The organism is Hymenobacter sp. HD11105 (assembly GCF_054051685.1).
Genome location: NZ_JBSWBR010000012.1, coordinates 51,754 through 78,514, shown reverse-complemented (window position 1 = coordinate 78,514; position 26,761 = coordinate 51,754). Strand labels below are relative to the sequence as shown.

Annotated in this window: 27 protein-coding genes; 14 read left to right on the top strand and 13 right to left on the bottom strand. The window is 54.5% G+C overall.

All coding sequences use genetic code 11. The annotated features are described in order from the left end of the window. Positions 1 to 91: 91 nt before the first annotated feature. Both ACW9KT_RS21415 and ACW9KT_RS21410 read left to right on the top strand, forming a co-directional pair. Positions 92 to 2,293 (top strand): ATP-binding protein, encoded by a 2,202-nt coding sequence (locus ACW9KT_RS21415; RefSeq protein ID WP_457084262.1) that lies wholly within the window; start codon positions 92 to 94, stop codon positions 2,291 to 2,293. Positions 2,294 to 2,358: 65 nt separating this feature from the next. Beyond that, positions 2,359 to 3,177: a 2,3,4,5-tetrahydropyridine-2,6-dicarboxylate N-succinyltransferase gene (locus ACW9KT_RS21410; protein ID WP_457084260.1), complete on the top strand. Its 819-nt coding sequence runs from the start codon at positions 2,359 to 2,361 to the stop codon at positions 3,175 to 3,177. A 120-nt stretch (positions 3,178 to 3,297) separates the two neighbouring features. Here the strand turns inward: ACW9KT_RS21410 and ACW9KT_RS21405 are convergent, their stop codons facing one another. Together ACW9KT_RS21405 and ACW9KT_RS21400 are read right to left on the bottom strand one after the other, a co-directional pair. Continuing rightward, the gene (locus ACW9KT_RS21405; protein ID WP_457084258.1) at positions 3,298 to 3,927 is read right to left on the bottom strand and encodes a DinB family protein; all 630 of its coding nucleotides are present in this window, start codon (positions 3,925 to 3,927) and stop codon (positions 3,298 to 3,300) included. 63 nt (positions 3,928 to 3,990) lie between these two features. Next, on the bottom strand, positions 3,991 to 4,581 hold the full coding sequence (locus ACW9KT_RS21400; RefSeq protein WP_457084256.1) for a Crp/Fnr family transcriptional regulator: 591 nt from the start codon (positions 4,579 to 4,581) through the stop codon (positions 3,991 to 3,993). A 261-nt stretch (positions 4,582 to 4,842) separates the two neighbouring features. Here ACW9KT_RS21400 and ACW9KT_RS21395 point away from each other — a divergent pair, with 261 nt between their 5' ends. Further along, on the top strand, positions 4,843 to 5,427 hold the full coding sequence (locus ACW9KT_RS21395) for a nitroreductase family protein (RefSeq protein ID WP_457084254.1): 585 nt from the start codon (positions 4,843 to 4,845) through the stop codon (positions 5,425 to 5,427). Continuing rightward, entirely contained in the window at positions 5,424 to 6,134 is a 711-nt protein-coding gene (locus ACW9KT_RS21390; protein WP_457084252.1) for a pirin family protein, read from the top strand. Before ACW9KT_RS21395 ends, ACW9KT_RS21390 begins: the two co-directional genes overlap by 4 nt. Positions 6,135 to 6,207: 73 nt before the next feature. Here ACW9KT_RS21390 and ACW9KT_RS21385 read toward each other — a convergent pair whose 3' ends face one another. Further along, positions 6,208 to 7,932: a tetratricopeptide repeat protein gene (locus tag ACW9KT_RS21385; protein ID WP_457084250.1), complete on the bottom strand. Its 1,725-nt coding sequence runs from the start codon at positions 7,930 to 7,932 to the stop codon at positions 6,208 to 6,210. A gap of 264 nt (positions 7,933 to 8,196) precedes the next feature. On the opposite strand from ACW9KT_RS21385, the gene ACW9KT_RS21380 reads away from it, so the two are divergent. Then, on the top strand, positions 8,197 to 8,490 hold the full coding sequence (locus ACW9KT_RS21380; protein ID WP_457084248.1) for a hypothetical protein: 294 nt from the start codon (positions 8,197 to 8,199) through the stop codon (positions 8,488 to 8,490). Positions 8,491 to 8,582: 92 nt separating this feature from the next. After that, positions 8,583 to 9,602 (top strand): alpha/beta hydrolase fold domain-containing protein, encoded by a 1,020-nt coding sequence (locus ACW9KT_RS21375; RefSeq protein WP_457084246.1) that lies wholly within the window; start codon positions 8,583 to 8,585, stop codon positions 9,600 to 9,602. Positions 9,603 to 9,614: 12 nt separating this feature from the next. On the opposite strand, the gene ACW9KT_RS21370 is transcribed toward ACW9KT_RS21375, so the two are convergent. The 4 genes from ACW9KT_RS21370 to ACW9KT_RS21355 form a co-directional block, all read right to left on the bottom strand. Continuing rightward, positions 9,615 to 10,067 (bottom strand): GNAT family N-acetyltransferase, encoded by a 453-nt coding sequence (locus ACW9KT_RS21370; RefSeq protein WP_457084244.1) that lies wholly within the window; start codon positions 10,065 to 10,067, stop codon positions 9,615 to 9,617. A 77-nt stretch (positions 10,068 to 10,144) separates the two neighbouring features. Next, positions 10,145 to 10,546 carry a DUF983 domain-containing protein gene (locus ACW9KT_RS21365; protein ID WP_457084242.1) on the bottom strand — a complete coding sequence of 134 codons (402 nt, stop codon included), beginning with the start codon at positions 10,544 to 10,546 and terminating at the stop codon, positions 10,145 to 10,147. A gap of 189 nt (positions 10,547 to 10,735) precedes the next feature. Continuing rightward, positions 10,736 to 11,272 carry a peptide-methionine (S)-S-oxide reductase MsrA gene (gene msrA / locus ACW9KT_RS21360; protein WP_457084240.1) on the bottom strand — a complete coding sequence of 179 codons (537 nt, stop codon included), beginning with the start codon at positions 11,270 to 11,272 and terminating at the stop codon, positions 10,736 to 10,738. Between the two features lie 290 nt (positions 11,273 to 11,562). Continuing rightward, positions 11,563 to 12,453 (bottom strand): 3-hydroxyacyl-CoA dehydrogenase family protein, encoded by an 891-nt coding sequence (locus ACW9KT_RS21355; protein ID WP_457084238.1) that lies wholly within the window; start codon positions 12,451 to 12,453, stop codon positions 11,563 to 11,565. 376 nt (positions 12,454 to 12,829) lie between these two features. On the opposite strand from ACW9KT_RS21355, the gene ACW9KT_RS21350 reads away from it, so the two are divergent. Further along, complete coding sequence (locus ACW9KT_RS21350; protein WP_457084236.1) at positions 12,830 to 12,991, top strand: lmo0937 family membrane protein; 162 nt, start codon at positions 12,830 to 12,832, stop codon at positions 12,989 to 12,991. A 134-nt stretch (positions 12,992 to 13,125) separates the two neighbouring features. On the opposite strand, the gene ACW9KT_RS21345 is transcribed toward ACW9KT_RS21350, so the two are convergent. Both ACW9KT_RS21345 and ACW9KT_RS21340 read right to left on the bottom strand, forming a co-directional pair. Further along, the gene (locus tag ACW9KT_RS21345) at positions 13,126 to 13,920 is read right to left on the bottom strand and encodes a hypothetical protein (RefSeq protein ID WP_457084234.1); all 795 of its coding nucleotides are present in this window, start codon (positions 13,918 to 13,920) and stop codon (positions 13,126 to 13,128) included. 17 nt (positions 13,921 to 13,937) lie between these two features. Then, a complete protein-coding gene (locus ACW9KT_RS21340) occupies positions 13,938 to 15,560 on the bottom strand; it encodes an ABC-F family ATP-binding cassette domain-containing protein (protein WP_457084232.1) in 1,623 nt (540 codons plus the stop codon). A gap of 355 nt (positions 15,561 to 15,915) precedes the next feature. On the opposite strand from ACW9KT_RS21340, the gene ACW9KT_RS21335 reads away from it, so the two are divergent. Together ACW9KT_RS21335 and ACW9KT_RS21330 are read left to right on the top strand one after the other, a co-directional pair. Next, on the top strand, positions 15,916 to 16,383 hold the full coding sequence (locus ACW9KT_RS21335; RefSeq protein WP_457084230.1) for a DUF4199 domain-containing protein: 468 nt from the start codon (positions 15,916 to 15,918) through the stop codon (positions 16,381 to 16,383). 291 nt (positions 16,384 to 16,674) lie between these two features. Continuing rightward, positions 16,675 to 17,076: a hypothetical protein gene (locus ACW9KT_RS21330; protein WP_457084228.1), complete on the top strand. Its 402-nt coding sequence runs from the start codon at positions 16,675 to 16,677 to the stop codon at positions 17,074 to 17,076. A 129-nt stretch (positions 17,077 to 17,205) separates the two neighbouring features. On the opposite strand, the gene ACW9KT_RS21325 is transcribed toward ACW9KT_RS21330, so the two are convergent. Continuing rightward, a complete protein-coding gene (locus tag ACW9KT_RS21325) occupies positions 17,206 to 17,613 on the bottom strand; it encodes a hypothetical protein (RefSeq protein WP_457084226.1) in 408 nt (135 codons plus the stop codon). A gap of 107 nt (positions 17,614 to 17,720) precedes the next feature. Then, a complete protein-coding gene (locus ACW9KT_RS21320) occupies positions 17,721 to 18,038 on the bottom strand; it encodes a hypothetical protein (RefSeq protein ID WP_457084224.1) in 318 nt (105 codons plus the stop codon). 1,289 nt (positions 18,039 to 19,327) lie between these two features. Between ACW9KT_RS21320 and ACW9KT_RS21315 the strand changes: the two genes are divergently transcribed. Next, complete coding sequence (locus ACW9KT_RS21315) at positions 19,328 to 20,140, top strand: murein L,D-transpeptidase catalytic domain family protein (RefSeq protein ID WP_457084222.1); 813 nt, start codon at positions 19,328 to 19,330, stop codon at positions 20,138 to 20,140. 84 nt (positions 20,141 to 20,224) lie between these two features. Here ACW9KT_RS21315 and ACW9KT_RS21310 read toward each other — a convergent pair whose 3' ends face one another. After that, positions 20,225 to 20,419, bottom strand: a complete 195-nt coding sequence (locus ACW9KT_RS21310; RefSeq protein WP_457084220.1) for a hypothetical protein — start codon at positions 20,417 to 20,419, stop codon at positions 20,225 to 20,227. A 184-nt stretch (positions 20,420 to 20,603) separates the two neighbouring features. On the opposite strand from ACW9KT_RS21310, the gene ACW9KT_RS21305 reads away from it, so the two are divergent. Further along, positions 20,604 to 21,419: a M48 family metalloprotease gene (locus ACW9KT_RS21305; protein WP_457084218.1), complete on the top strand. Its 816-nt coding sequence runs from the start codon at positions 20,604 to 20,606 to the stop codon at positions 21,417 to 21,419. 103 nt (positions 21,420 to 21,522) lie between these two features. Next, complete coding sequence (locus tag ACW9KT_RS21300) at positions 21,523 to 22,434, top strand: diacylglycerol/lipid kinase family protein (protein ID WP_457084216.1); 912 nt, start codon at positions 21,523 to 21,525, stop codon at positions 22,432 to 22,434. On the opposite strand, the gene ACW9KT_RS21295 is transcribed toward ACW9KT_RS21300, so the two are convergent. Continuing rightward, positions 22,391 to 23,662, bottom strand: coding sequence for a metallophosphoesterase (locus tag ACW9KT_RS21295; RefSeq protein WP_457084214.1), 1,272 nt, complete (start codon positions 23,660 to 23,662; stop codon positions 22,391 to 22,393). The two genes, ACW9KT_RS21300 and ACW9KT_RS21295, sit on opposite strands and share 44 nt — an antisense overlap. Before the next feature lie 509 nt (positions 23,663 to 24,171). Between ACW9KT_RS21295 and ACW9KT_RS21290 the strand changes: the two genes are divergently transcribed. Then, the gene (locus ACW9KT_RS21290; RefSeq protein WP_457084212.1) at positions 24,172 to 25,044 is read left to right on the top strand and encodes a universal stress protein; all 873 of its coding nucleotides are present in this window, start codon (positions 24,172 to 24,174) and stop codon (positions 25,042 to 25,044) included. 241 nt (positions 25,045 to 25,285) lie between these two features. Then, positions 25,286 to 26,554: a glutamyl-tRNA reductase gene (hemA, locus tag ACW9KT_RS21285; RefSeq protein ID WP_457084379.1), complete on the top strand. Its 1,269-nt coding sequence runs from the start codon at positions 25,286 to 25,288 to the stop codon at positions 26,552 to 26,554. Positions 26,555 to 26,761 lie beyond the last annotated feature (207 nt).

Genomic DNA, 26,761 nt, shown 5'->3' with positions numbered 1-26,761 from the left:
GTAAATGCTTAGCTTGCTCCCTTAAAGCCCAACTATAACTTGGATTTATTCCAGCCACGAGAAGTAGCTCGCGCGTGGTTTATTCTCTACTATGCGCTTTCTTCTCTTACTGGTGGCCTGTGGGCTGCTGTTTCTCTCCGCCTCAGCCGCCGCCCCGCTGCCCGCCGCCGCTACCGTGCTACGCGTAAACAGCCTGTCTCCAAAAGGCTCCACGCAGAATGGATTGCTTCTCAAAAAAGGCTGGCGCTACCAAGTGGGCGACAACCCGGCCTGGGCGCGGCCCGACTTCGACGCGAGCGGCTGGGACACGCTCAACCCAGCCGGACCCCGGCAGCTGATGCCAGCGGGCCTGCGCACGGGCATCAGCTGGCTGCGGCTGCGCTTTCGCCTCGCCGACAGCCTGCGCCAACGGGCAGTGCTGCTGCAGGCGGACGGGTACGGGGCCTGGGAAATCTACCTCAACGGGCGGCTGGTGCAGCGCGCGGGCATTGTGCAGGCCATCCCCGCCCAGGTGCCCGACCCCCACAAGCTCCCGCCGGTCATCGTGCCCGCCGGTGGCCCTGCCGAGCAGGTGCTGGCTATCCGCTTCGCGCCCTCGCAGTCGCCGCTGTTGCGGCTGGGCTCCGAGCAGCAACTGCTGGAGGTGTTTCTGCGCAGCGAGGAGCAAGTCCAGAAGCAGACGGATGCGCAGGTGCGCGGGGCCATATCGGACGGCGTGATAATCGGGGTATTTGCCTTACTGACGCTGCTGCACCTAGCCTTCTTTCGCTACTACCCGGCCCAGCGAGCTAACCTTTATTTTGCCTTCTTCGCCCTAGGAATGGCTTTAAACCGATTATTGAGTCTTATGGAGTGGGCGCTGGCGTTCCCACCCCTGGAGGTGTTGCTGCTCCTGAAGTTTACATTGGGGTTATTGTTTTTCGCAGTTTACCTGTGGGCCGTGCGGGCGCTGTACGCCTTGTTCCATTTCCGGCCTGGCTGGGTTTACAAGGGGCTATGGATGGCCTTCTGGGTGATAATAGTCCTTAAGCTATACGCCCCAGCATACCAGAAATTTGTAACGTTACCCTTACTCCTCCTGACCTTTGTCGAGCTGCTGCGCCTGACTGGACGCGCCCTGCGCCAGCGCCAACGTGGGGCCTGGATGGTTGGGGCCGGATTTGCCGTTATTCTCCTGATAATAGTCGTATTCTTTGGGGGCCTGGCGGTCAGTGCGCTGCTTAAGGTTCCGAATCCGCTGAATCAGGTGTCGATCGGCTTGAATAAGCTCTTAGAATTGGTGATATACTTAGCGCCGGCGCTAGGCATCTCGCTCTACTTGGCCCGCGAGTTTGCCTTGGATAGCCAGTTGCTGCAAGTGCAGCTGGGCGAAGTCGAGCGCCTGTCGGCCCAAACCCTGGCGCAGGAGCAGGAAAAACAAGCCCTGCTGGCCCAGCAAAACGAGATGCTAGAGCAGCAGGTAACTCAGCGCACCGAGCAACTGCAACGCTCGCTGACGGAGCTCAAAACCACGCAGGCCCAGCTCATTCAGAAGGAGAAGATGGCCTCGCTGGGGGAGCTGACGGCTGGCATTGCCCACGAGATTCAAAACCCCTTGAACTTCGTCACCAACTTCTCGGACCTGAGCAGCGAACTCGTAGCGGAGCTGCGCGAGGAGCAGGCCAAAGGCCTAGCAGCAGATACGGCTTTACAGCAGGAGCTATTCGAGGACTTGACCCAGAACCTGGATAAAATCGGCCACCACGGGCGGCGGGCGGCGGGCATCGTCAAGGGCATGCTCGAGCACAGCCAAACCAGCGCCGGCGAGCGTCGGCCCACCAACCTGAACGGCTTGACCGAAGAATATCTGCGCCTCGCATACCAGGGGCTGCGGGCCAAAGACAAAGCCTTTAACGTGGAGCTGACTACGGACTTCGCGACCGAGCTGACGCCCGTAACCATGGTGGGCCCGGATGTGGGCCGGGTGTTGCTCAACCTATTTACCAATGCCTTCTACGCCGTGCGCCAACGCCAGCAACAGGGCGAGGCCGGCTACCAGCCCACCGTGCGGGTCTCGACTCAGCAGGTGAATGGACACGTGCACATTCGGATCCAGGACAACGGCACGGGTATGAGCGAAGCAGTGCGCGAGAAAATCTTCCAGCCCTTCTTCACCACAAAGCCCCCCGGCGAGGGTACGGGCCTGGGCTTGTCCTTGAGCTATGACATCATCGCCCAGGGTCACGGCGGTGGGCTGGCCGTAGAAAGCCAGGAAGGCCATGGATCTGAGTTCACCATTTCACTGCCTCACTAAGTTGTGTCTGGCAACACACCCTAATTATGTAGTTTTACCGGCTAGAATTCATCTTCTCTACTTTCATGACCGACCTGCAAGCTACCATCGAAGCCGCTTGGGACAACCGCGAGCTACTGCGCGAATCCATTACCACTGAGGCCATTCACGCCGTAATCGAAGAACTGGACAAAGGGCGCCTTCGCGTGGCCCAGCCCACCGCCGACGGACAATGGCAGGTAAACGACTGGGTGAAGAAAGCCGTCATTCTGTATTTCCCCATTCAGCAGATGGAAACCCTGGAGCTGAAGCCCTTCGAGTACCGCGACAAAATGCGCCTCAAAACTGGCTACGAAGCCCAAGGTGTGCGCGTAGTGCCGCCCGCCACAGCCCGCTACGGCAGCTTTTTGGCTTCCGGCGTTATCCTGATGCCCAGCTACGTGAACATCGGCGCCTGGGTAGGCGAGGGCACCATGGTGGATACTTGGGCTACGGTGGGTTCTTGTGCGCAAGTGGGTGCGCACGTGCATTTGAGTGGCGGCGTAGGTCTGGGGGGCGTTTTGGAGCCCGTGCAGGCAGCCCCAGTTATCATTGAAGATGGTGCCTTCATCGGCTCGCGCAGCATCTTGGTGGAAGGCTGCCACATCGGCAAGGAAGCCGTTATCGGCGCTGGGGTGACAATTACCGGCTCCACCAAGATCATCGACGTGACGGGTGCCGAGCCTAAGGAATACCGTGGCCACGTGCCGGCTCGCTCGGTGGTGATTCCGGGCTCGTACGCCAAGCAGTTTCCGGCCGGCGAGTTCCACGTGCCCTGCGCTCTGATTATCGGTCAGCGTAAGCCTAGCACGGATTTGAAAACGTCGCTGAATGACGCCTTGCGCGAGCACAACGTAGCCGTTTAATCACACCTTGTAAAATAAGAGGCCGCTTTCCTTACGAGGAGAGCGGCTTTTTTGGCTATTTAGTCAACCCTTTAAAAGCGGCAGCATGTCTGTGCGGGAGTATGCTGCTCTAAACGAAGGTTACAGACTTGCTTGCGCCACAACTCGACTCGGTTTTGCTAAGGAATTTTGCGCTGCATTAGCTGCGCCCGCTTCAGCTGGCCAACTTGCTTTCGCCCGCAACGCTTGCTGCACATGGCGCTGTTCATGAAGCACTACAAACTCAAAGGTTTCGCCCAGGCGCATTTTGAGGAGCTTGAAGAACTCTATGGGCACGGCTTTGCGGTTGAGGGCGGCGCGGTGAGCTTGGGTTAGTAGCTCCAGTAGCTGATGTTGATGATGAGCAAACTCCGCCAGCACTTCGCGGCCCAGATGGCTTCCGCTGGGGTTCATACGGTCCAGCGTCTTGGCTTTCTTGGTGTTGTCAGGCGCCATCATGCGGATAAATTTGCCCCCCAACCAGCTGTAGCCGACCTCTGCTTGCTTCGTATTAGCATAAGTGCCAGGCTGGGTCAGTGCCTTGGCGAGGCGTTCATTGTAGTAGCGGCTGTACCGATTCAGGTGCTCCAGACATTCGAGTATGCTCCAGGCGCCGGGCGCGGGCTGATGGTTGAGTTGGGCCAGGTCCAGGGGCTCCAGCTCGGTTTGCACGGTGGCGAGCAACTGGCGGGTAGCCTGATCCAGACGGGCAAGAAAAGCGGTGGCGTTCATAGCGTTTGTTTTTTGCCAAAGGTCTAGCCTGCACTTCTTCTGCGCCTTGATTTCAATCAATATTTAGCGGAGCCGGCTCAGGGTTTCGGGCGTCATGCGGAGGTAAGAGGCCAGGTATTTTTTCGGAACGGTCTGGAAAATATGGGGGCTGCGCTGGCGTAGCCTTTCTAGGCGCTGGGCGGGCTCGGGCAGCAGCAAGTCTATTTCGTGCTCCATGCGGCCAATCAGAGTGCGTTCGAGTTCCGCGCGCCAGAGTCGGGCTAGGGCCGGACTGTTGTCCAGGCAGGCTTGAAACTCGCTTCGGGCAATGGCGATTAAGCCGCTGGACTGTAGGGCTTGAATCGCATACTCCGAAGGTTTGCCCATCGCGAACGAAGGAAAGGAGCAAACCATGTCGCCCGGGTGCACAAAGCCCACGCAGATTTCTTCGTTCGCTGTCGGGTAGAAAATGCGCATTGTGCCATGATAGGTGAAATAGAGGTACTGCTCGGTTTGGCCCGGCGAAACCAAAAAATCGTTGCGTGGTACGTGTAGCTCTTTCGTCCAGTAGGCTACGAAGTCAGTTATAGCGGTGGGGGGCAAATAGGGAACCTTGCTCAAGGTGGCAGTGAGCATGGCGCGAGCAGCAGTGGCAAAGGCAGGCGCAGAGGCCATAGCGGGGAAATTTAAGCAAAGTGTTCAACCCGAAATACAGAAATTCTGCGCTGCCATCATACAGCGGCAAGGGAACTTCACCCCAGTGATAATTTGCTTTCGCATGAATTATGTACATACATTAAATGTATGTACATTTGTACAGGATTCGCTTGCTTACCTCACCTAGACACGCCGTCACGGATAGAGAGGGATGCCAGAAAATGAATCCAACTAGGGCTCAAATCCTAGTTAGCATGTTGACTTAACGCTGTATTTCATATGAAAACTGCCCCCACTTCGTACCCCGTCAGCGACCTTATTCGCAAGCGCTGGAGCCCACGTTCCTTCACCAGCCAGGAAGTATCTGCTGATACGCTGCACCATGTATTCGAGGCGGCTTCCTGGGCTGCTAGCGCCATGAATGAGCAGCCCTGGCGTTACATCTACGCTCATAAGTCCGATACGGAAGCGTTCAGCCGCTTATTGGAATGCCTGGTGCCCGCCAACCAAGCTTGGGCTAAGCACGCGCCGGTACTCATTCTGTCATTGGTTAAAACTCACTTCGACAACGGCAGCCTCAACCGCACCGCCATGCACGACGTGGGCGCGGCCAACACTACCATGATCCTCGAAGCTACGGCTCTCGGCCTATCGGCCCATATGATGGGTGGCTTTGATCAGGAGCGCACCCGCGAGCAGTTCAACCTCTCCGACGAGCTAGATTCAGTAGCCATTATTGCCCTCGGCTATGCTGGCCCCGCCGAGCAGCTCGACGAGCCGTTCCGCACCCGCGAAAATGCCCCCCGCCAACGCAAGCCGCTCGCTGAATTCGCTTTCGAACACCACTTACCCGTCGAAGCATGAACTACAGCATCACGCGCGCCGATGAGCGCGGCCGCAAAGACATTGGCTGGCTGAAAAGCAACTTTACCTTCAGCTTCAGTAGCTACGCTAATCCCCAGCGCAACGGCTTTGGCCTGCTGCGCGTGTTCAACGACGACTTCGTGCAGCCCGGCAACGGCTTCGGCATTCACCCGCACACCAACATGGAAATTATTTCCGTGATGCTGGCCGGCAGCATGAACCACAAAGACACGCTAGGCTACACCGAAGTGGTGCACAAAGACTGGGTGCAAATCATGAGCGCCGGCACCGGCCTGCGCCACGAGGAGCACAACGTGGGCGACGACGAGGTGAACTTCCTGCAAATCTGGATTGAGCCCAAGCTCCAGAATATTGCCCCCCGCTACCAGCGTCGGCAGTTTCCGGAAGCCAAGCGGGTAAATCAGCTAACCACCATCGTCAGCAACGAGGAAGGACAGGCCCACTGCTGGATCAACCAGAACGCGAAACTGTCCTTGGGCTACTACGATGCCCACCAGACGGTGGAATACCGCCTTAACCCGCTCAATAAGGCGGTATTTCTGTTCATCATCAGCGGCAGCGTGGCGCTAAACGGCCAGACCCTACAAGCCCGCGACAGCATTGGCATCTGGGAAGCCGACCACGTTAGTTTAGAATGCGCGGCAGACACACGATTCTTGCTTGTTGAAGCGCCTATTAATCATTAGGCTTAGATCATCACCTCTATAGGAAAGCCGGCGGTTAAACTACCGCCGGCTTTTTGCTTTAGCATCTGCCTTGCTATGGCTTAGAATAGACTGATGCAATATTCTTCTTCAAGCCATGCTTCCCTAAATAGCGTTGCACAACGGCTACTTCTGGCCTCGTGGAGTGGGGTGCGACTATAGAAAGCAGTTGCTGATAGTAGCGGCGAGCTTTGTCAGGGTTGCCGGCTCGCTCGGCCGATAATCCCGCGCCGTACAGGCTATTAAACCGGTTGGGATGCTGCCGCAGAGTAGCTTCATATGCAACCAGGGCATCGGCGGGGCGCTGCAGCTGCAAATACATATCGCCCAAAAGCTCCCGAGCCGGCAGTACTTCCCCCGGCGTGACCGGATGCTTTTCGGTGCTGTCTTCTATGGCGGCGGCGCGGTTCATAAGTGATAGGGCTTCCGTGGGCTTCCCTGCTTGCAAGCGCATCCAAGCCGTGCCGGCCGTCAGCTGTATCTGCACTTGATTGGCTTTGTAGGCGTCTTTTTGCTGGGTCAGTAGTGCTTGTAGTCGGGCCAGTTCTTGCCTTTCTGTTTCGGCCACTGCTCGGTTGCTGGTATGCGCGGCCCCTAGCAGGCGGGTGAAGTGCAGGATGGCTTTCTGCCAGGGAAATTTCTCCCACGGGAAAGCAGCGCTGTGGCTTTCTAGTTGAGAAGCCTGCTGCCACTGCTTGTTTTCGAGCACGTAGCGCGCCGGAATGGCGGCAAACGCATACGCTACTTTAAAGGAAATAGGCTCAACAGTAGAGATGGTATCCAGATACGCCCACTGCTGTTTGGCGAGCGTGTTGTCGCCTTGTTGTAGATACGCATACATGAGGTAGTCTAGGCCGTGCAGCTCCTCATCCCAATGACCCTTGATACCGGCTTGCTCGGCGTAGCATTGGGCGGCGGCCACCGAGGCCAGATTCGACGTGATATCTTCCTGCCACAGCCCCAAGCGGGTAAAAATATGCGAGGGCATGTGCAAGGCGTGCGCCGAGGAGGGCGCCACCGAGGCGTATTTGCGCGCCGCAGGCAAAGCTAAACTGGCCAGCTCCGGCACATCGTAGGTGTGAATGAGGTAGTGGACAATGCCCGGATGGTTGGGGTGGCCCGGATACAAAGAGGAGAGAAGGGCTCCAGCCTTTTTTTGCTTGCTAAATGACTTGTCGGCGGGGTCGGCGGCGGCCGTGAGCGCGAGGGCGTAGAAGATGGTGGCTTCTTTATCGTCAGGGTATTTGGCCGATAGTTTTTCCATGGCCTGCTCAAAGCGCAGACAACGGGTCCGGTGATCTACCGTGTCCCACTGCTTATAAAAGGCGGCTATTGCGGCCAGATAATCCGCTTCTTTAGAAGAAGGCGCGGGCAGAGCCTGCGCAATGCTGAGGGCAGCCGCGCCCTTCCGTAACTCAGACTCGGAGGGCGGCGTCCAGAGAGGATGAAAGTTGCTCATGGCCACACCCCAATAGGCCATGACGCACTCCGGCTGCTTGCCGATGATAGCGGCAAATACTTTCTCGGCCTCCTCGTACTCAAAGGAATGCAGCAGCTTTACGGCCAGCGTAAAGTCAGCCTGGGTTTCGGGGCGGCACGAAATGGGGAAGCTCACCGTGCCGAATTGCTGATCGGGTGGGCCGCAGAGTATGAGCTTGCCGGCCCTGAGATTCAGCTCGTTCAGAGCCTTCCGCGAGGGTGCGGTTTTCCGCTCGCTACAAGCCCACAGCAGCAGGAAAAGCGCTAGGTACGGGAACCACTGAAACCCTGATTTCTTCATCTTCTTCGCCAACGTTAAGTGCAAGAATTACTCACTATGGCTGATAAAGTCGGTCTGTAGTTTTTCAGAGCTAAAAGGCTCTTACTATTTGCGTTATCTATAAGTGAAAATACAAAAACCCTAGGGAGCAAACAGTAGAAACAGCTAGCCACACTGCAAAAGCTAGCGGGACTTTTTTAGCCTCATTCGTTGCTTTAGGGTTTGAGCTGTAGAAGTCAATGCTTGTGCGCATGGGGGCACGGCTGCCGGCTGTATCTTTGCACCATGAAGCCGCCTCTATTCCATCCTGGTCAGGAGGTCATCTGCACTAATGATGACTTCACCCTTTTGCTCGTACAAAACCCCAATATTCAAACCCCGAAGCGCGGGCCAATCTATACCGTGCGTGGCGTGTACAACACGCACCGCGGCTACGGCATCACCTTGGAGGAAATCAATAATGCGGAGGTAGCCCCTGGTTTTCCGGAGGCTAATTTCCATGAGAGCCGCTTTGCGCCAGTGCCGCCGTTGGAGGAAATTGACATTGCCGAAGCAGTGGAGGAAAGCATGACGGTGTAAGAGCACTAGCCAAAACTAGGTAAACAGGCCAAGCCAAAACAACAAAAAAGCCCCCTAGACCACTTTCCGCTATTCAATTTCGCTTTATAATTATGAGGAAGATTTTATTGGTGCCATTTCGGGCGTTGGCAATCGTCGGGGGGCTTTTTTTTAGTGCTGCGCTGTCGGTAGCGGCTCAGCAGCTGCCGCCCCGCGATACTTCCTTTACTGTGCATAGCGCGTATGTCAGCGTTAAGAAAAAGTATCCCGACGCTACCGTGGCCCGGCCGGCCATGCCCTCTACCATTGAAGCCAAACCAAACCTGACCTACTGCACCATTGAAGGTCGGGACCTGAAGCTGGATGTCTTTCGGCCGAGGGCCAAGCGCAAGCAAGGCTACCCGGCCGTGCTGTTTATTCACGGCGGCGGCTGGCGCTCCGGTGACCGCACCCACCACGTGCCCATGGCCCAGCAGTTCGCCGCCAAAGGCTACGTGACCGTCACGGCAGAGTATCGACTCTCGGCGGAAGCGCTGTACCCGGCTGCCGTTACGGATTTGAAAGCGGCCATCCGCTGGATGCGTGCCAACGCCCGCACCTACCAGATCGACACCACCAAGATTGCTGTGTGGGGCTTCTCGGCGGGCGGACAACTGGCTGCTTTGCTCGGCACCACCAACGGCGACCCGCAGCTGGAGGGCAATGCCTGCAACACCAGCCACTCCAGCCGCGTGCAAGCCATCGTGGATGTGGATGGGACGCTGGCCTTCATTCACCCCGAATCGGGGGAGGGCGATGATAGCAAAGGGCTGTCGGCGGCTACGCGCTGGTTTGGGGCGTCCAAAACGGAAAACCCCGAGCTGTGGCACCAGGCCGGCGCCCTCAACCACGTAACCGCCCAAATGCCGCCTATTCTGTTCATTAACAGCTCCGTGGACCGCATGCACGCCGGCCGCGACGATATGACCAAGAAGCTCGATGAGTTCGGTATCTACCACGAAGCCCACGCTTTCCCCGAAGCGCCGCACACGTTTCCGCTATTCAACCCCTGGTTTGAGCCGACGCTAAATTACACCGCAGCCTTCTTAAACAAGGTTTTTCAGCAACAACCCAAGCAGCGGAAAACCAAGTAACGGCAAGCCAAATCAGGCGAGCTGCTTTTGCATGCACACGCTGTTTTCTACGCCGATGTACTGCCCATAATTGGGTATGAATGCGTAGCCGCTTTTATGATAAAGCCTGATGGCTTCGGGCTGGCGCTTGCCGGTTTCCAACACGCAGCCGGTGTAGTTCAGCTCCTTCGCCCAGCGCTCTAGCTCGCTTAGCACTGCTTGGGCAATGCCTTTTCCGCGATAAGCGGGGTGCACAAACATGCGCTTTACTTCCATTAGGTCGGGGCTAAATTCTTTGATTGCCCCGCAGGCCACGGGCTCGGTGCCCTCGTAGGCCACTACGGCATGTTTGATATTGTCAAGCTTATTAAACTGCCCGTAAAATTCTTGCTCGGCCCCGTCGCGCACCAGCAAATCCTGGTCGAGCAGCCGGACCAAGCTTCTGAAATCGGGATTGTCGGAGGTGGTGCGGGTCAGGTGTGGCATGGAGAAGCTGAGGCGCGTGGCTGGTTTTGTCTGGCTCGCGAAAATAGTAGCTGGACTGATTACGCGAAGCGAGCTTGCTATTTCTTAAGAGCCCGCCCGGCGGCTTCAGGGTCGTAGTGGGTGCCGCCGAAGAAGTAGAGCATCACGGTACGCGAGTAGCGCAGCAGCACGGGCGTAAAAAGCAGCGTAGCCAATGCTACCGTCGTGATGTAAACCCAGGTGGCGGGGTCGCCGAAGAAGTTGTAAAGGATAAACCCGACGATAATGACAATGCCCGTGGAAAAGGCGTAGCTGATGTACATCGCGCCCCAGTAGAAGCCGGTTTCGGGCTCGTATTGCAAGTCGCAGACCGGGCAGCTGGCGGGCATGTCCGTAAACTTGGCCAGGTTGTAAGCCGAGTGGGTAAACAGGTCGCCCTGGTGGCAGCGCGGACATTTTTGCGCCAGTAAGGCCATCAGAGTAGAATCGACAGCGGCCATAAGCAGAAGGAAAAGTGAAACAGCAGGGCGTCGTCCGAAAGCCGGGCCACCCCACTCGCTAAAGGTAGCAGATGGCCGCCCGCGGCGCCGGGTGCTAAGCTAATGCGAATACGTTTACGCAAAAAAGGCCCCCCGGAGAACGTCTGGGGGGCCTTTTTTATGACAATCTATTAGCAGCATTGCCGACGCCTAAGCGACTTTCTTCAGCTTATCACCAAATACGGCTTTCACCTTGTCTACTTTGGGTTTCACCACAAACTGGCAATAAGGCTGGCTGCCGTTGAGGTTGAAGTAGTTCTGGTGGTAGTCTTCGGCGCGGTAAAACGTACCTAGAGGGAGAATTTCAGTCACAATGGGCTTGGGGAAGGCACCCGCGTCGTTGAGCTTCTGCTTGTACTCTTCGGCCAGGCGCTTCTGCTCCTCGTTGTGGTAGTAAATACCGGAGCGGTATTGGTCGCCCACGTCGTTGCCCTGGCGGTTGAGGGTGGTCGGGTCGTGGGTTTTCCAAAATACTTCCAGCAGTTCCTCGAAGCTGATTTTCTGCGGGTCGTAGGTAATTTGCGTTACCTCGTTGTGGCCTGTAAGGCCGCTGCATACTTCCTTATACGTAGGGTTGGCGATGCGCCCGCCAGTGTAGCCCGAAACGACTTTTTCTACGCCTTCAAGGTTCTGAAAAACGGCCTCTACGCACCAGAAGCAGCCGGCGCCGAATGTTGCTTGTTCCATTAGGATGGGGGTTGGTCTAGGTTAGGTGCTGATGGCTATTTGGACAATCAAAGCTCAACGGCCGCCAGCAGATTTACTCTACGCTAAAAAGGGAATTTGGGCCCGAAAAGTTTAAAACTGAACATTTGCAATGAGCAGCCTCTGCGAACCTCAGCGTTTCCCTCCGCGGTCCTCTGCGGAATCTGTCAACGTGATGTTCCCGCAGAGGGAAACGCAGAGATTTACAGTCCTCAGACGCAAAAAAGCTCCCCAGAACATTTCTGGGGAGCTTTTTTTAAGTACAAGGATGCTTATTTCTGAAAGCGCGAGGCTACTACTAGCTCCTTGTTGCCCGGCGTGTGGGTGTAGAAACCCTCGCCCGACTTCACGCCCAGGCGGCCGGCCATTACCATGTTCACTAGCAGCGGGCATGGCGCGTATTTAGGGTTACCAAGGCCTTCGTGGAGCACCCGCAAAATAGCCAGGCACACATCCAGACCAATAAAGTCGGCTAGTTGCAGCGGGCCCATGGGGTGAGCCATGCCTAGCTTCATCACAGTGTCAATTTCCTCCACGCCAGCCACGCCCTCAAACAGGCTGTAAATGGCCTCGTTGATCATCGGCATAAGGATGCGGTTGGCTACGAAGCCGGGGTAGTCGTTGACTTCGGTGGGCGTTTTGCCGAGCTGGCGCGAGATGTCCATTACCTGCTGGGTCACCGCGTCGGAGGTGGCGTAACCGCGAATTACTTCCACGAGCTTCATCACCGGCACTGGGTTCATGAAATGCATGCCAATGACCTGCTCGGCGCGCTTGGTGACGGCGGCAATGCGAGTGATGGAAATAGACGACGTATTGGAAGCCAAAATAGCCCCCTGAGGAGCGTATAAGTCCAGATCGCGGAAGATTTGCAGCTTTAGGTCTACGTTTTCGGTGGCGGCTTCTACCACGAGCTGGGCATCGGCGACGCCTTCGGCGATGCTGGTATGCGTTGTGATGCGGCCAAGAGTGGCGGCTTTGTCGTCTTCGCTCAGACCACCTTTAGCCACTTGGCGGTCCAGGTTTTTGCCGATGGTGCTCAGGGCTTTATCGAGCGCGGGCTGCGAAATGTCAATCAGGGTAACGGGGAATCCGTGCTGAGCAAAAACGTGGGCAATACCATTGCCCATAGTGCCCGAGCCAATAACGGCGACGTGGAGCATAGGAAAGAAAAGTGGGTGGGAAGATGGGGTGAAGGCCGGCTAGCCGGCGTGCAAAACTAATCTGAAAAGCAGGCTACCCCAACTATTAGCGCCTACAACCCCTACAGGGCCGGCTACTGAATGACCTAGAATAGCTCTTTATTTAATTGGATGAAAAAAATAAGCTCGACCTAAAAAGGCCTTTGAATACTCGCTAGAGCGCTTTTAGGTGACAAATAATAGTTGGAATAATTTAATTATACATTTCAGATATATCTTTTTTGAAAAGCTCCGCGTACAAATCCGCAAATCGTTTGCTGATTGATTCCTAAACCACAATCAACTGACTCACGAGCAATTTGTTTTTCCCTCACCCTACACCTCAACCCTAAACATCATGGGAAATCTCCTGTACATCATTGCCGTCATCCTCATCATCATTTGGCTGCTCGGCTTCCTGGGCTTCAATAGCTTTGGCCTTGGTAACCTGATCCATATTCTGTTGGTCATCGCTATCATTGCTGTAGTGCTGCGCCTAGTACGGGGCGGTACAGTTTAGCGCCCTAGGTGAGCAGCAGCTAGGTTGCTGCTCCCGACACCTAACGTCTTGAAACCATAAGAGCCGCTGTTCCTCCCGGGACAGCGGCTCTTTAGTGTTAAAAAGCCCCCAGAGATAGTCTAGGGGCTTTCTTATTATTTTAAGTCGAACAGGAAGCTAAAGCGGATAACCGGCTGCCCGTAAATATCATCGATGCCATCGTTGAAATTGTAGAGGACAACAATGTCAGCGGCGGCCCGGTCGCTAAAGCGGGTGCGGTAACCCGCACCTGCCAGGGGAGTATTCACCGTCCGCTTGCCGGGAAACAAAAAACCTTGCTGGTCTTGGTATAGGACTTCGGCTTTGGTTACCTCGTACTCGCCGTGCAGGAAAAAGTCTTTGTAGAAAATAAACTGAGCGAAGCCTTTCACCCCAAAGCTATTGGTGCGGATGCTGTTACCGCTGCCGCTACCGCGGAAGGAATAGCTGTTATAAGCATAAGAGATACCCGGCCCGATGGCAAAGCGCTCGGATATGCGGTAGCCCACAGCCGGAGCCGCGCTGATGCTGAATTGCGTGAGCCCGTAAATGCTGCTGAAGCCCAAACCAAAGTTGCTGTACAAGAAATACCGCCGCAACGGCTTTGGCTGCTCAGAGGCGCGGCTACCCGTCGGGAACTCTAGCCCCGAAGGGCTATTGGGGTTGCGCTGCTCCGGTAGCGGCTCATCTACGGGTGGGGGCGGCGGCACGGGCACGGAAGGGCGCGCCTCGTATTCCCGCTGCTGGGTGGGAGGCGGCGTGGCCGGTACCGGAGCAGCCGGCGGGGCTGTATTCAGCTGTGGCTTGGCTGGTGCCGGCCGAGCCGTACTATCCGTCTGAGCAAAGGCAGCGGCCGGAGCCAGCAGGAGGGCGGCCCCAGCTAGGGCCCAAGAGAGCAGGGTGCGTTTCATAGACAGCTACAACGAGCTTAGGAGACGAGTTGGTACATGCGCTGGCGTTGAGCCTTGATGGTCTCGTCGGCCAGGTATTCTTCGTAGCTCATGCGACGGTCGATGATGCCGTCGGGCGTAAGCTCGATAATGCGGTTGGCAATGGTTTCAATAAATTGTAAATCGTGCGATACGAAGAGCAGCGAGCCGGTGTAATCACGCAGACTGTTGTTGAGTGCCGTGATGCTTTCCAGGTCGAGGTGGTTCGTGGGATCGTCAAGCACAAGCACGTTGCCGCTCTCTAGCATCATCTTAGAAAGCATGCAGCGTACTTTTTCGCCTCCGCTCAGCACATTCGACTTCTTCAATGACTCTTCGCCCGAGAACAGCATACGACCCAGAAAGCCGCGAATAAAGCTCTCGTCCTTCTCCGTGGAGTATTGACGCAGCCAGTCTACCAGGTTCAGATCGGTATCGAAGAACTCGTGGTTTTCGCGGGGGAAATAGGAAGGCGTAATGGTGGTGCCCCACTTAAAGTTGCCAGTATCAGGCCGGATTTGCTCGAACAGGATATCAAATAGGAGGGAGGGCGCCCGGTCATCGCGGCTGATGATAGCCACCTTGTCCTTTTTATCCAGCGAGAAGGTAACGTTGCGGAACACCGTCTGCCCATCTACCTTCTTGCTCAGGTTTTCGACCGTTAGCAGCTGGTTTCCGGCTTCGCGCTCGGCTTTGAAGGCTATATAAGGATAGCGACGTGAGCTGGGCTTGATATCTTCCAGCGTCAGCTTTTGTAGCAATTTCTGGCGGGAGGTAGCCTGCTTGCTCTTACTGGCATTGGCCGAGAAGCGGCGCACGAACTCTTCGAGCTCTTTGCGCTTTTCGTCGGTCTTCTTATTGGCGTCCTGCTTCTGCTTCATGGCCAACTGCGAGCTTTCGTACCAGAAAGTGTAGTTGCCAGGGTACATAGTTATTTTGGAGAAGTCCAGGTCAGCCATGTAGTTACACACCGCATCGAGGAAGTGACGGTCGTGGCTTACCACAATCACCGTATTCTGAAACGAATCGAGGAAGTTCTCCAACCACAGCACGGTTTCGGCATCAAGGCCGTTGGTAGGCTCGTCAAGCAGTAGCACGTCGGGATTGCCGAACAATGCCTGAGCTAGCAGCACGCGCACCTTATCCGAGCCGCCAAGGTCAGCCATCATGGTGTAGTGCTTGTCTTCGCCAATACCCAGACCCGAAAGCAGCTCGGCTGCTTCGTACTCGGCATTCCAGCCTTCGAGGTCCGCAAATTCGCCTTCCAGCTGCGCCGCCCGCTCGCCATCGGCATCCGAGAAGTCAGCCTTGGCATATAGAGTGTCTTTCTCCTCCATCACCTTCCACAGGCGCGTATGGCCCATGATTACGGTTTGAAGAACAGGGTATTGGTCATAAGCAAACTGATCCTGGCGCAGCACCGAGAGGCGGGCACCGGCGGGCATATTCACCGAGCCAGTGTTTGGCTCAATTTCGCCCGATAATATTTTTAGAAAAGTAGATTTGCCGGCACCGTTAGCCCCAATAAGGCCATACACGTTACCAGGCATGAACTTGATGGTGACATCTTCAAACAATATGCGCTTTCCGTAGCGCAGACTTACATTGGAAGTACTAATCATAGAGGTGTAAATGCTGAAAGCGAAAATCGTGGGTGCCTACCTTAGAAAAAGGACAATTCGGCGCGCAAAAGTACGCAAAATGCCCCGCGCCATTGCTGTTGTGTACGGTACTTCGACTATATACGCTGCTTAAGCTATTATGAAGGGCTGCTCATACTCAACCATTTGGCTACTAAAAAAGCCCTCTGCGGCATCGCAAACCAAAAAAATAGATGGCTTGCACAACATCCCGTCGAGTAAAAGAGTATAAAAACCAAATGGAAATGCCAATATTGGTCGGCTTGCTAACAGCCTTCCCTACCCGGGCAGTTCCTCCGTCTTACTGATTCACCTCTAACACTTTCCCCTTACCTGTATGGGTGCCGTTCGAATTACTGCCGAGAACAATGGATTTCGCATAGGCGTGCTAACTGGCGTGGCCATGATAGCGTATTTCTTGATTGCCAATTTATTGGGCTTTATTCGCATCGAGTATAGCTTCCTAAATGCTGGTATTCTAGCCATTGGCTCTTGCCTAGCTATTGCCCGGCTCAAGCGGCAAAAGGGTGATAAGCTACCTTATTTGCAAGGTTTTGGAACAGGTATCGTCACGGCGCTAGTGGCGTCTGTCACGTTTGGCTTATTCTTTATTGCCTACTCAGCCGTCAATCGCGACTTTATGGAGCAAACACGTGTACAAGACCTTTTTGGCTTCGATCTGTCCGTAACAATTGCTTTCCTAGCCATCGTGCTGCAAGGCGCTATGGCCGGCATGATTGTTTCGCTGATTGCCATGCAGTACTTCAAGAGTACTGATCATAAGCCGATGCAAGGCATAGAGTAAGTTTTATTGCTTCACAGCATAACCATAAAAAGCCCCCCAGAATTGATTCTGGGGGGCTTTTTATGGTTCTAATATTAAGTTAGAACACACTATTTGATTGAGTACGAAGGAGCAGATTTAGTGCTGAGCTTAAGATTTTTTAATTCTTTTGTTAGTTATACTTAAAGCATATATATTTGCATTATCCGAAAGGGCAGAGAAAGAAAACCTTTTTATTGTCCAGTCGTTACAGCGCACAGCTCACCACTTACTTTTGATTATCGACTCCACTTCTCCTCCCTGCGTAACTTTATGAAATCCTTACTTTTAACACTACTATTATTAGGTTGCCTAACTGGCTCGGCTACTGCTCAGAAGAAAGACTGCTATGCGGAGCGTGCTGGTACTGTGGTGCCTTCATTAGCCCGAGTAGATGGACTCACGCGTCAGATGAGTAGCCAACTGCGCCTTAATGAAGCTCAGTACATCCGCCTACGGGCTGTGAACCAAATCAAGCTCGCTCGCCTCGATGAGATAGAGTATGAGTTCTCCGACGCTGATCTGCGCCGTCAGAAAGCCATAGAGTTGGAGGCCCAGTACGAGGAAGAATGCAGCCGCATATTGAGCCCTAGTCAGCTAAGCGTGCTCCGCGCCGAGAAGCAGCCCGCAACTCAGCCCACCACTGTTGATCCAAATGAGGGCGGCTTAGGCTAGTAAGCCTCACCTGTTTTTAACGCTACACAAAAAAAGCCCCCCGAAGACGTCTTCGGGGGGCTTTTTTTGTGTAGGCTAGCTATTGAATAAACATACTATTGTAAGCAAATCGGCATCTGTGTCAGTTACTTAAGGTGCCGTCGTAGAAACACCAAGCGGACGCTCATAGAGCACTTCAGTTACCACACCCAAGGGGCCGAAACGTAGAGCCAGCTTATTCGCGGTCGAGCGCTGGTGCGCCGGCGTGCACTGCGTGCCCGGCTCGATATAATAGTAGTATGTTTTTTCCGTCTGTGCGCTGAGTTCTTCCTCATCGGGCCGGCCAAACAGGGCGTCGATGTCGGCAATACGGGCGCCGTAGAGTTGTTCCCAATAGCGGTTTATAATGGGCAGCTGACGAGCCCGCTGGTTTTGACAGGCGTAAGTATCGCGGCGCCAAGCGGCACTATCAAACCCTTCGAACTCGGGCAGGGCATGCCCGCAAGCACTGACTAATAAAGTCGCGGCACTAGCAGCGAAAAAACGAAAGAAATGCATAAGGTGACAAGGGCGACGGTAGAGCAGGACCCATGCACCAACTGAACACGGGCCAGCAACACCACTAAATTACTCCTTCAGAACCGAACGCGGCGGAATAGGTTGTGCTAAAACAGATCGGTAGGAGGGTGCGAAGGCCTGAAATCGGCAATAGCCATTTCCTGCTGCCAATAAATGTATTGATCGGGCGTGAGGCGGGCGGCCATAAACTCATGGAGAAAGATACCGCGACGCTCCAGGCAGAAGCGTTGAAACTGAGGGAGTAAGCAGGTCATATCCAAGCCCTGGAGCTTATAACGCCGACGATTCTCAGGATCGAGCGTAGCTAGCCATTGGCTAAAATCAGTTTCCGTAGGATAAAGCTCTCGGGCCTGCCTATAATAGGCAGCCGTAGCACGCGCGATTAAGTGCGGCAAAGAAGACATGGTAACAGGAATGCAAAGGCGGAAGCAGGGAGCGGGGCGTGGTACTGGGTAAGCTAAGCGTAATCTTTGTCCGTGTCCGGACCAACTCAATGGTACTAAGGTACTGGAAGGATAAGGTACGAAACTATAATTGCAAAAGCGACTTAGAAGCTGAAACTAGCTACTTAAGTGATAAGCAGACATACAAGACAACATAAGGATTTGCCGAGACTGTAGGGTACTCAACGAGACGCGATACTCCGGTTTAACTTACTATTATTCGCTAAACAAGCTTGGTAAAAGATAATTCCATGCCTAAAATTAAGGATAATTTCTTTATAAACAATAATTATTAGCCTCTGCATATACGTTGTATTATAAATATAGCAATTCAAGGTCAAATTGAATTTAGTGGAGTATAAGTAAACATATACGGAAAGCAACCACATGCTTCCTCCATTCACGTACACAAACCGTGAATACTAGTTTTTCCGAGCTTTTAAAGCAATAAGATAGCTATGTCCAAGCTGAGCAATTACAATACGTATGCACCACTCGACCTATCTCCCAGCTGAAGCATGCTTTTTGCACTAATTGCTGACCCCGCTGCTGTAAAGTTACCATTGTATCATATAAGCGGTCGTTGTTCGATGAAAGGGCTCGGATGTGACGGGTGAGCAGCGTAATCTGTCGAGCATTCCCAAAGTATAGAGTTAATTCAGCTCCTTCCAGTGGTTGCGGTACCCTTACACTCAGGGTTAAGGGAGGCTTATGAGAAGTGAAAAGCAGGAACAATGTTAGACGGGCTAACAAGGCCTGCTGAATAGTTGGACAGATATCGGCATCGCGCATCAAGGGCCGCAGATCATCCTGCAGCTGTTGAGCCAAGTGATTAAACGTTGTCATAATAAGGTGGATATGACAATAGTGAATTCTCAACCTGCTTACTTAAGTAGGTCGCGATGCAATAGGTGGGGTAGGAACAGGACAGAAAATTTTATAACACTCGGATAATTATATTGTATTATACTCAGAAAAAAAATCAAGGTTATATTTGATCTTAGCAAAGATTATCGTAAAGTAGATTAGCTGATGATAAAGCTATCACAGCTAACTTGCTATTATACAAGCACAAGGAGCGTACAATTAGTCCCTTAGAAATGCTAAAAAGCAGCGTGTTTTAACCCACTTAGGTGGCTTTTTAGTAGGCTAAAGCAATAAATTTCTTTTAAGTGTGTTAGTTTTAGGCGGCCCGACTTTTGTCAGACCTCGTATTCAGTATGATTCAGCAACGATAGCTACAGCCGAAAATGCATAAGCCGACTGCCTTCGCCAGCTTGTTCTTAACCTTGTTATCCATTATTTGCCCCCTAGAAGGCAGCACCGCTGCCAAAGCGAATGGTGGATCTAGCAGCACAGCCAACAGCACATCTAAGTCAACATTAAGCGCCTCTCGGCGAGGAATATATTTAGCTGCTTTCGAGCAGCATACCTTACATACGTACGCACTATCGGGCTTGGCCATATCTGGGCTGCCCCTTGACGTGTATCGGGAGGCGCTGTTGGGATTCTACCAACTCAAGCAGCGGGGTATGGCCAGCGCCGCCAAGCAGACGCTAACTATTATCGACTTTAATCGCTCCAGCACCCAAAAGCGTTTGTGGGTTATTGATGTGCGCAACTCAAAAGTGCTGCACCATACCTTGGTAGCCCATGGCAAAAATACTGGGGATGAGTTTGCTCAAGCCTTCTCCAATCGCTTAGGCTCCGAAATGAGTAGCTTGGGTTTTTACGTAACGACGCACACATACTCGGGTAAGCACGGCTTGTCGCTGCGCCTGCGGGGCGTGGATCCGAGCTACAACACCAACGCCGATAACCGGGATGTGGTGGTACACGGCGCCGACTACGTATGCGAGGAGTTTGTGCAGCGTCACGGCCGGCTGGGCCGCAGCCAAGGCTGCCCAGCATTGCCCATGAAAGAGAGCAGCAACATTATCCGCACAATTAAGGATGGAACCGTGATTTATGCCCATGCGCCAGACGGTGTGCGGTACGAATCAAATTGGTTGAAGCTAGATCCAGCGTTAGTTGCCTTCGCACAGTTAAAAGGACTAAATTAAAAAACGGAACGAATCACAAAAAAGCCCCCCAGATGTTCTCTGGGGGGCTTTTTTGTCACATATGCCGATAAGAAGTAAAAGCGGTTAAGCTCGGTCGCTGGTCGTTTTGACTAGGTTGATACCGGCAAAGAAGAAAATAAGCCCTACAATGAAGGGAACCAAGGAGTTGATTTTGCTGAGATTGACACCGGCAATTCCCAGGAAGCCCAAGGCGGCGTAAATAATGCCGATAATACCCAAGATGGTAAGTAGGGCTCCAAAAGTGCGTTTCTGATTCATTGGGAGAGAAATATGGTGTGCAGTTAGACAAGAGCAACCGGCAACGGACCGGCTTCTCGCCTGATACGAGAACTGGTATATATTGGGTGCATAATGTACAAGCAACCCTGCCGACGAGTGCGCGTTAGAAGCCCGGCGGCTGACTTATAGGCCGCATTTTATCCGCCCTTAATTCCCTACTGCTATGAGAGGAGGCCTTCGTTTTATCATTGCCCTGGCTGTCGCGGCCTTTTCCTTCGTGACCTATTACTGCAACCGCCAAACCAACCCGGTAACCGGTGAAGTGCAGCACGTGAACATGACCACCGAGCAGGAAATTGCGCTCGGCTTGCAGGCCGCCCCGCAGATGGCCCAGCAGTACGGTGGGCTGCACCCGGATCAGCAGGCAAGTGCAGCCATAAAGCGGATTGGGGCCGAGCTTGTGCAAGCTTCCAAGGCTAGCCAGTCGCCTTACAAGTTCGACTTTCATCTGCTGGCTGATGAGCAAACTATAAATGCCTTTGCCTTGCCCGGTGGGCAGGTGTTTATCACGGCTGGCTTGCTGAAAAATATGAAATCGGAGGGGCAGGTGGCCGGCGTACTCGCCCACGAGATAGGCCACGTAATTGGCCGTCATTCCGCTGAGCAGCTGGCCAAGTCGCAGCTCACGCAGGGCTTGGCCGGCGCCGCCACCATTGCCGCCTACGACCCCGATAGCCCTGGTAGCTCCATTGGCAAAGCTGCTGTGGCTGCGGCCATTGCCAAAGTGGTGTCTCTGCGCTTTGGGCGCGAAGACGAACTGGAATCGGATCGCTTGGCGGTGCAGTACACCGCCGATGCCGGCTACGACCCCCGCGCCATGATTCAGGTAATGCAAATCCTGGAGCAAGCCGGCGGTGGGCAAAGCCGGGGACCGGAGTTTATGAGTACTCACCCAAATCCGGGCAACCGAGTGAGCGTGCTGGAGCAAGAAATTACGGAGCGTTTTCCGGGTGGCGTGCCTAGCGGACTGAAGCAGTAACGTTTAAACGCTGAAAAAATGAGCGGGGAGAAGTAAGGACGAGTTCTAGTAAACTCAATAATCGCCTTATTTCCCCCGCTTTTTCTCTTACAACTACTATTCAATGGCTGCGGAAACCCACCCTCACCTGCATTCGCTGCTGTTTGTGCTGAACCCCATTTCCGGCGATATCAACAAGCAGGATCTGGAGAGCACTATTACCGAATTCTGCGCCACGCGCGGACGGCAGGCAAGTTTTTTCCATACCACCGGCGAGCAAGACCTTGACCGGTTACGGGCCCATCTAGCTGCCCAAACTTACGATGCTGTGTTTGCCGCAGGCGGCGACGGTACCGTAAACTTAGTAGGGGAGGCCCTGCTGGGGGGCAAAATTCCTTTGGGTATTTTGCCTTTAGGATCGGGTAATGGCTTATCGAAAGACTTGCGCATTCCGCAGAACCTGGAGGAGGCCCTCACGCTCATTTGGCAACACGACCTGCGCCCCATCGATACCCTGCACGTCGGGGGGCATTTTTCGGTGCACCTCGCCGATTTAGGATTTAATGCCTTGGTAGTGGAGCGCTTTTGCAGCGGCGACTCACGCGGACCTGGTGCCTACGTGCGCATCGCTTTGCAGGAATACCTGAACTACGAGCCCACTACCTATCGCATAGAGACGGACCGGGAGGTGTTTGAGGGGTCGGCTTTTATGCTCACCATTGCCAATGCCAGTACGTTTGGCAGCAATGTGGTTATCAATCCCAATAGCCACCTGGATGATGGCGAGTTCGAAATATGCTTGATTGAGCCGTTTCCCGCTACGGCAGCTTTAGGTATTCTCTATCACCTCTACACCGATGCTTTCGATACGTCGGTGTACACGAGGCGCCTGCGCTGCCACCGCGCCAGCATCCAGGTACCCGGTCAAACGGACGTACTCGTGCAAGTAGATGGTGAGCCCGTATACGTAACTACGCCCATCAGCGTGGAGATTAACCCCTGGAGTTTGCAGGTGCTGATTCCCGCGCCGCAGTAGGGCTCCCATTGTAAATGCCCCCCAGAGCCGGCAACAAGCGTCGGCGGAAGGCTTCAGGGGCCCGCTCGGTACCGTCGGCATTGCCGGGCTCCAGAGTGCGCAACCAGGCCTCGCCATTCTCATAAAAATCGAGCGCGAAAAAGCCTTTGTGCTCGTGCGTAAACGTGGCTTTGCCACCCTTGCCTACATAAGCCGTTTTGCTACCCGAACCACTGACCAGATAGTGACCATTCTTGTAGTCAAAATACTGCAGGTTGTGGTCGTGACCGGCAGCGTAGATGATGTTGGGAAACTGGTGCAGAACCCGCAGCAGGCGGCGGCGCATTTTGCGGTAGCGCGGATGAGCCATGTCTTCTTCAGCGCCCACTAAACGTCGGTATATCGGGAACAAGGAGCCAATGCCTGGCAGAGGCACGTAGGCGCGCTTGTGCACGGCAGTGAGCGGAAATACGTGCTGCTTGGTGGTGAATTGACCCCCGTGCAACGCATTTGAATAAAGCGGGTGGTGGCCAGCAATTACTATTTGCTGGTGCCGGTTGACTTCCAAAATCCTGAGTAGTTGCTGAAACGGCATGCGGCTATCGGTGGCTGTGCAGCCATCCGCAGCACCCAAAGGACGTTTGCCATGCTGCACCCACCATTGGGTATTGAGCACGACGAGTAATAGCTTGTCAGCTAGTTGTACCGTTACGGGGTCCGGGCAGCCGCCGGGGGGCAAATACTGAGCATTGGGCAAATGCTCCCGCACATAAGCCTCTTGGCGAAGCAGGTACTCCAACCCGTTGCTGCGGCCTTTGTTCCAGTCGTGGTTGCCGCTCAAAAACACGACGCGGCCGGGGTAGCGCAAGGCTTCCAGCTGTATATCCAAGCGGCGCTCGGCGGCTGTGCGACCCAGGGCCGTTTCGGCCGGCAATCCTGTAGGATACACGTTGTCGCCGAGCACCACGACAGTGCTATTGGCGCCGGCCTCTTCCAGCCAGCCGCGCAGCAGGTTTAGCACTGGGTCGCGCCCATCGGTGGCTACGGCGCCCAGGTCCCCGACCAGCGCAACCCGGTGGCGCAGGCGAACTGCGGGATCTGGCTCCTGCTGCTGCCAGTCGCGCAGGGCGGGGGCAATGTAAGGTAAGCGCCGGTAGCGCCGCTCCTGGGTATAGCGCCACAGCAGCCAAGCTATCACCACCACATTGATGGCCAGCAGAATATAGAATAGAAGAGTGGTAGTTGGCAAAGCAAAAGTCAGATGTACAGCAGCTTATACGCACTATATGCCGCGTAGTATAGAAGCTTATAACCTTAGAAAGTGTTTTGCCCGCACATTTCGACTCTAGGTGGCTTTTTCAATGTTAAAGCTCTGGCAACAAGGTAGACCGTTGTTTCGACTTATTCACCAAATGCTTAAAAGCCAAGCTTGCTAATAGGAGCTGACTTCCAGCCGGTTCGCCTAGACACTGTCGAGCGAATTTCCTGGCAAAAAGATGAGCCCAAAAGCTGGTTGGGGTGAGCATAATGCCAGCCGCAGCTCCACAAAACTTGCGTTCTATACTTAGCGTAGCTTATCTTAGAAAGGCCCCCTAGAGCCCCGCAATGCAATGCGGGCACACGTACCTCGCCGCCCCGTACGCTCACACAGGCAGAGGTAGACGGATGATGAAGATCACTTCTTAGAGTGACTTAAAACAGTGCCGCTGGACAACAGAACAGCCACATTTGCCTATTATCTTAACGGGTTCTACTGCCATGACTCCTACGCTACTTATCCTCACTGACTTTCTCATGGGAGCCCACCGGGCCCTGAACCTGGCCGTGCAGCTGGCCCAGCCCCTGAATGCCCACATTGTGCTGCTGCACGTGCACCGCAACTCCCTGCTCGATCCGGAGCGGCTGACGGGTAAGCTCACCAACCGGACCGAGGAGGCAATAAAGCTGGCTATGGATAGCCTGACCAGCAACCAGCCTGTACCAGTAATAGCGGAAATTGGGGTGCGCGATATGCAGGAGGCGGTGCAGGAAAGCATTAAGCGCTACAATCCGATGCTGATTGTGCTGAGTCGGCCCGAAACGGAGGCTTCGCCCGATGAGCTGGTAACGACCACCGCGCTCAAGCTGCTGCGCTCACACCCATATCCCTTACTTATTGTGCCCCCCGACACAAGCCAAGTAGGGCTGCCCAAGCAGGTAATGCTCGCTGCCGATGGCGACCTGTTTGCCCTAGGCGAACATACGCATGCCATCCGCGACGTGCTTAATGCCTTGCAGGCTCACCTGACTGTGGTGCACGTCACCGAATCGGCTACCCGGCACACTACCCACCAAGCCTTGCAAACAGTAGTGCGCACCGGCCTTATCCACGACCTGCCCCGCGTAACTACCTCCCACATTTGCCACACGTATCCGGCCGAAGGCATCATGCAGGCCATTGCCGAGCAGCGCCCCGATTTGCTGGTACTCATTGCGCGCAAGCATCGCTTCTTGGAAAGCTTGTTTCATAAAAGCGTGACGGCGGAGCTGTTGCTGCACAGTCCGGTGCCAGTGCTGGTGTTGCCCGCCTCACGGGAAGCGCGAACCCAGAGTAACCGGTCAAACACTCGTCAATTTTTCGCGGCTCCGTAGGCTGTACGCCGCCGGATGCATGAATTAGGGTTGGGTGGCTTAACAGGAAAATCAAGCTAAGCTTGAGACCAATCATCTTACTTGCTGATTGATCTCATGGAGCCTGACGGGGAAAAAGTGAACCTTTGAGCTGCAATAAGCCAGCTGCATGAGCACTTTCTCTCAACGCTGGCTGGCTATTGCGGGCGCTTTGCTTGTAGCAGCGCCCGGTCCGCTGCTCGCCTCGTTTCATCTTTCCTTTATGACCCATCCGTTTAAGGCCCTCAGTCTGTCGTATAAGCAAGCTCCCCTAGCAATCCGAGAGCAGGTATCCCTCGACGAAGAGGCCTGCGATAAGCTTCTAGCCTACCTGCACCGCCAAGGCCTCACCGACTTGCTGGTACTTAGTACCTGCAACCGCACAGAAGTATACTACGCCGCCGAAACCGACCAAAGCCATACCATTATGATGGCTTTGGGGCACGTAAAAGGTCTGGCTGTCACCTACGCCTGGCAAACCTATTTTACCAGTTTTACCTCCGCCTCAAAAGCTGTTCAACACCTGTTTGAAGTGGCGCTTGGCCTCGATGCGCAGGTGGTAGGCGATATGCAGATCAGCAGCCAAGTGAAACGGGCCTACCAGCGCTCGGCGGATGCGAACGTTGCAGGCCCATTTTTACACCGCCTGTTGCATACCATCTTCGCCACCAACAAGCGCGTGCAGCAGGAAACCGCCTTCCGCGACGGAGCCGCTTCCAGCTCGTACGCCACTTTGGAGCTGGTGCAAGAACTCACCGCCACCCTCAGCCAGCCGCGCGTCCTAATCGTGGGATTAGGAGAAATAGGGACTGATATCTGCCGGCATTTTGGCAAAAGCAAGCGCTTTGCCCAAGTCACCATCTGCAACCGCACCGCCGCTACTTCCGCTGCTCTGGCCACCGAGTGCGGCTTGCAAGTGCTCGATTTCGCCGACTTAATCCAGGGCTTGCAGGAAGCAGATGTCGTGATTTCCGCCATCTCTACGCCTTCGCCCTTTTTCACCCGGGAGCTGCTAGCCGGCCTCGCTATTTTGAGCCCTAAGTTCTTCATCGACCTCTCCGTGCCGCGCAGCATTGCGGCCGCTGCAGAGCAAGTGCCCGGCGTGCTCGTCTACAACATCGACGCCATTCAAAACAAAGCGTCTGAGGCCCTGGCCCGCCGGGTAGCGGCCGTGCCGCACGTGCGCGCCATCATTGCCGAAAGCATAGCAGAACTGCTGGAGTGGAGTCGCACCATGCAAGTGTCGCCCGTTATTCAGAAGCTGAAAAGCACCCTAGAGGAGATGCGTCAGCAGGAAGTAAGCCGGTTTCAGAAGAAGATGAGCCCCGAGGAAGCCAGCCGGCTAGACGAGGCCACCAAGTCCTTGACCCAGAAGTTTCTGAAGCTGCCCGTGGTGCAGCTCAAAGCTGCCTGTCAGCGCGGCGAAGCCACTGAACTGCTGGCTATGCTCACCGAATTGTTTGCGCTAGAAGAGCTAGAGCCGCAAGAGTAGCGCTACGGGACGAGGCGGTGATATAGGCTAGTCTTCTCCCACCAAAAAATGCCCCCCAGCATATTGTTTTGCGTCGCCCAAAAGCTGCCCTGCACACAGTTCATCTGAGAGAAAAGCCAGGTGTACTTAAAAGCAGTGCACCACTGTTTTACGAATGCATCATAGGTCACAGTAGAAGCAAAAAGCCCCCCAGGCGTCAGTTGACGC

Excerpts from the sequence above, each read along its gene's own strand:
- ACW9KT_RS21415 (WP_457084262.1), top strand. The coding sequence starts at position 92 with ATGCGCTTTCTTCTCTTACTGGTGGCCTGTGGGCTGCTGTTTCTCTCC.
- ACW9KT_RS21410 (WP_457084260.1), top strand. The coding sequence starts at position 2,359 with ATGACCGACCTGCAAGCTACCATCGAAGCCGCTTGGGACAACCGCGAG.
- ACW9KT_RS21405 (WP_457084258.1), bottom strand. The coding sequence starts at position 3,927 with ATGAACGCCACCGCTTTTCTTGCCCGTCTGGATCAGGCTACCCGCCAG.
- ACW9KT_RS21400 (WP_457084256.1), bottom strand. The coding sequence starts at position 4,581 with ATGGCCTCTGCGCCTGCCTTTGCCACTGCTGCTCGCGCCATGCTCACT.
- ACW9KT_RS21395 (WP_457084254.1), top strand. The coding sequence starts at position 4,843 with ATGAAAACTGCCCCCACTTCGTACCCCGTCAGCGACCTTATTCGCAAG.
- ACW9KT_RS21390 (WP_457084252.1), top strand. The coding sequence starts at position 5,424 with ATGAACTACAGCATCACGCGCGCCGATGAGCGCGGCCGCAAAGACATT.
- ACW9KT_RS21385 (WP_457084250.1), bottom strand. The coding sequence starts at position 7,932 with ATGAAGAAATCAGGGTTTCAGTGGTTCCCGTACCTAGCGCTTTTCCTG.
- ACW9KT_RS21380 (WP_457084248.1), top strand. The coding sequence starts at position 8,197 with ATGAAGCCGCCTCTATTCCATCCTGGTCAGGAGGTCATCTGCACTAAT.
- ACW9KT_RS21375 (WP_457084246.1), top strand. The coding sequence starts at position 8,583 with ATGAGGAAGATTTTATTGGTGCCATTTCGGGCGTTGGCAATCGTCGGG.
- ACW9KT_RS21370 (WP_457084244.1), bottom strand. The coding sequence starts at position 10,067 with ATGCCACACCTGACCCGCACCACCTCCGACAATCCCGATTTCAGAAGC.
- ACW9KT_RS21365 (WP_457084242.1), bottom strand. The coding sequence starts at position 10,546 with ATGGCCGCTGTCGATTCTACTCTGATGGCCTTACTGGCGCAAAAATGT.
- msrA (WP_457084240.1), bottom strand. The coding sequence starts at position 11,272 with ATGGAACAAGCAACATTCGGCGCCGGCTGCTTCTGGTGCGTAGAGGCC.
- ACW9KT_RS21355 (WP_457084238.1), bottom strand. The coding sequence starts at position 12,453 with ATGCTCCACGTCGCCGTTATTGGCTCGGGCACTATGGGCAATGGTATT.
- ACW9KT_RS21350 (WP_457084236.1), top strand. The coding sequence starts at position 12,830 with ATGGGAAATCTCCTGTACATCATTGCCGTCATCCTCATCATCATTTGG.
- ACW9KT_RS21345 (WP_457084234.1), bottom strand. The coding sequence starts at position 13,920 with ATGAAACGCACCCTGCTCTCTTGGGCCCTAGCTGGGGCCGCCCTCCTG.
- ACW9KT_RS21340 (WP_457084232.1), bottom strand. The coding sequence starts at position 15,560 with ATGATTAGTACTTCCAATGTAAGTCTGCGCTACGGAAAGCGCATATTG.
- ACW9KT_RS21335 (WP_457084230.1), top strand. The coding sequence starts at position 15,916 with ATGGGTGCCGTTCGAATTACTGCCGAGAACAATGGATTTCGCATAGGC.
- ACW9KT_RS21330 (WP_457084228.1), top strand. The coding sequence starts at position 16,675 with ATGAAATCCTTACTTTTAACACTACTATTATTAGGTTGCCTAACTGGC.
- ACW9KT_RS21325 (WP_457084226.1), bottom strand. The coding sequence starts at position 17,613 with ATGCATTTCTTTCGTTTTTTCGCTGCTAGTGCCGCGACTTTATTAGTC.
- ACW9KT_RS21320 (WP_457084224.1), bottom strand. The coding sequence starts at position 18,038 with ATGTCTTCTTTGCCGCACTTAATCGCGCGTGCTACGGCTGCCTATTAT.
- ACW9KT_RS21315 (WP_457084222.1), top strand. The coding sequence starts at position 19,328 with ATGCATAAGCCGACTGCCTTCGCCAGCTTGTTCTTAACCTTGTTATCC.
- ACW9KT_RS21310 (WP_457084220.1), bottom strand. The coding sequence starts at position 20,419 with ATGAATCAGAAACGCACTTTTGGAGCCCTACTTACCATCTTGGGTATT.
- ACW9KT_RS21305 (WP_457084218.1), top strand. The coding sequence starts at position 20,604 with ATGAGAGGAGGCCTTCGTTTTATCATTGCCCTGGCTGTCGCGGCCTTT.
- ACW9KT_RS21300 (WP_457084216.1), top strand. The coding sequence starts at position 21,523 with ATGGCTGCGGAAACCCACCCTCACCTGCATTCGCTGCTGTTTGTGCTG.
- ACW9KT_RS21290 (WP_457084212.1), top strand. The coding sequence starts at position 24,172 with ATGACTCCTACGCTACTTATCCTCACTGACTTTCTCATGGGAGCCCAC.
- hemA (WP_457084379.1), top strand. The coding sequence starts at position 25,286 with ATGACCCATCCGTTTAAGGCCCTCAGTCTGTCGTATAAGCAAGCTCCC.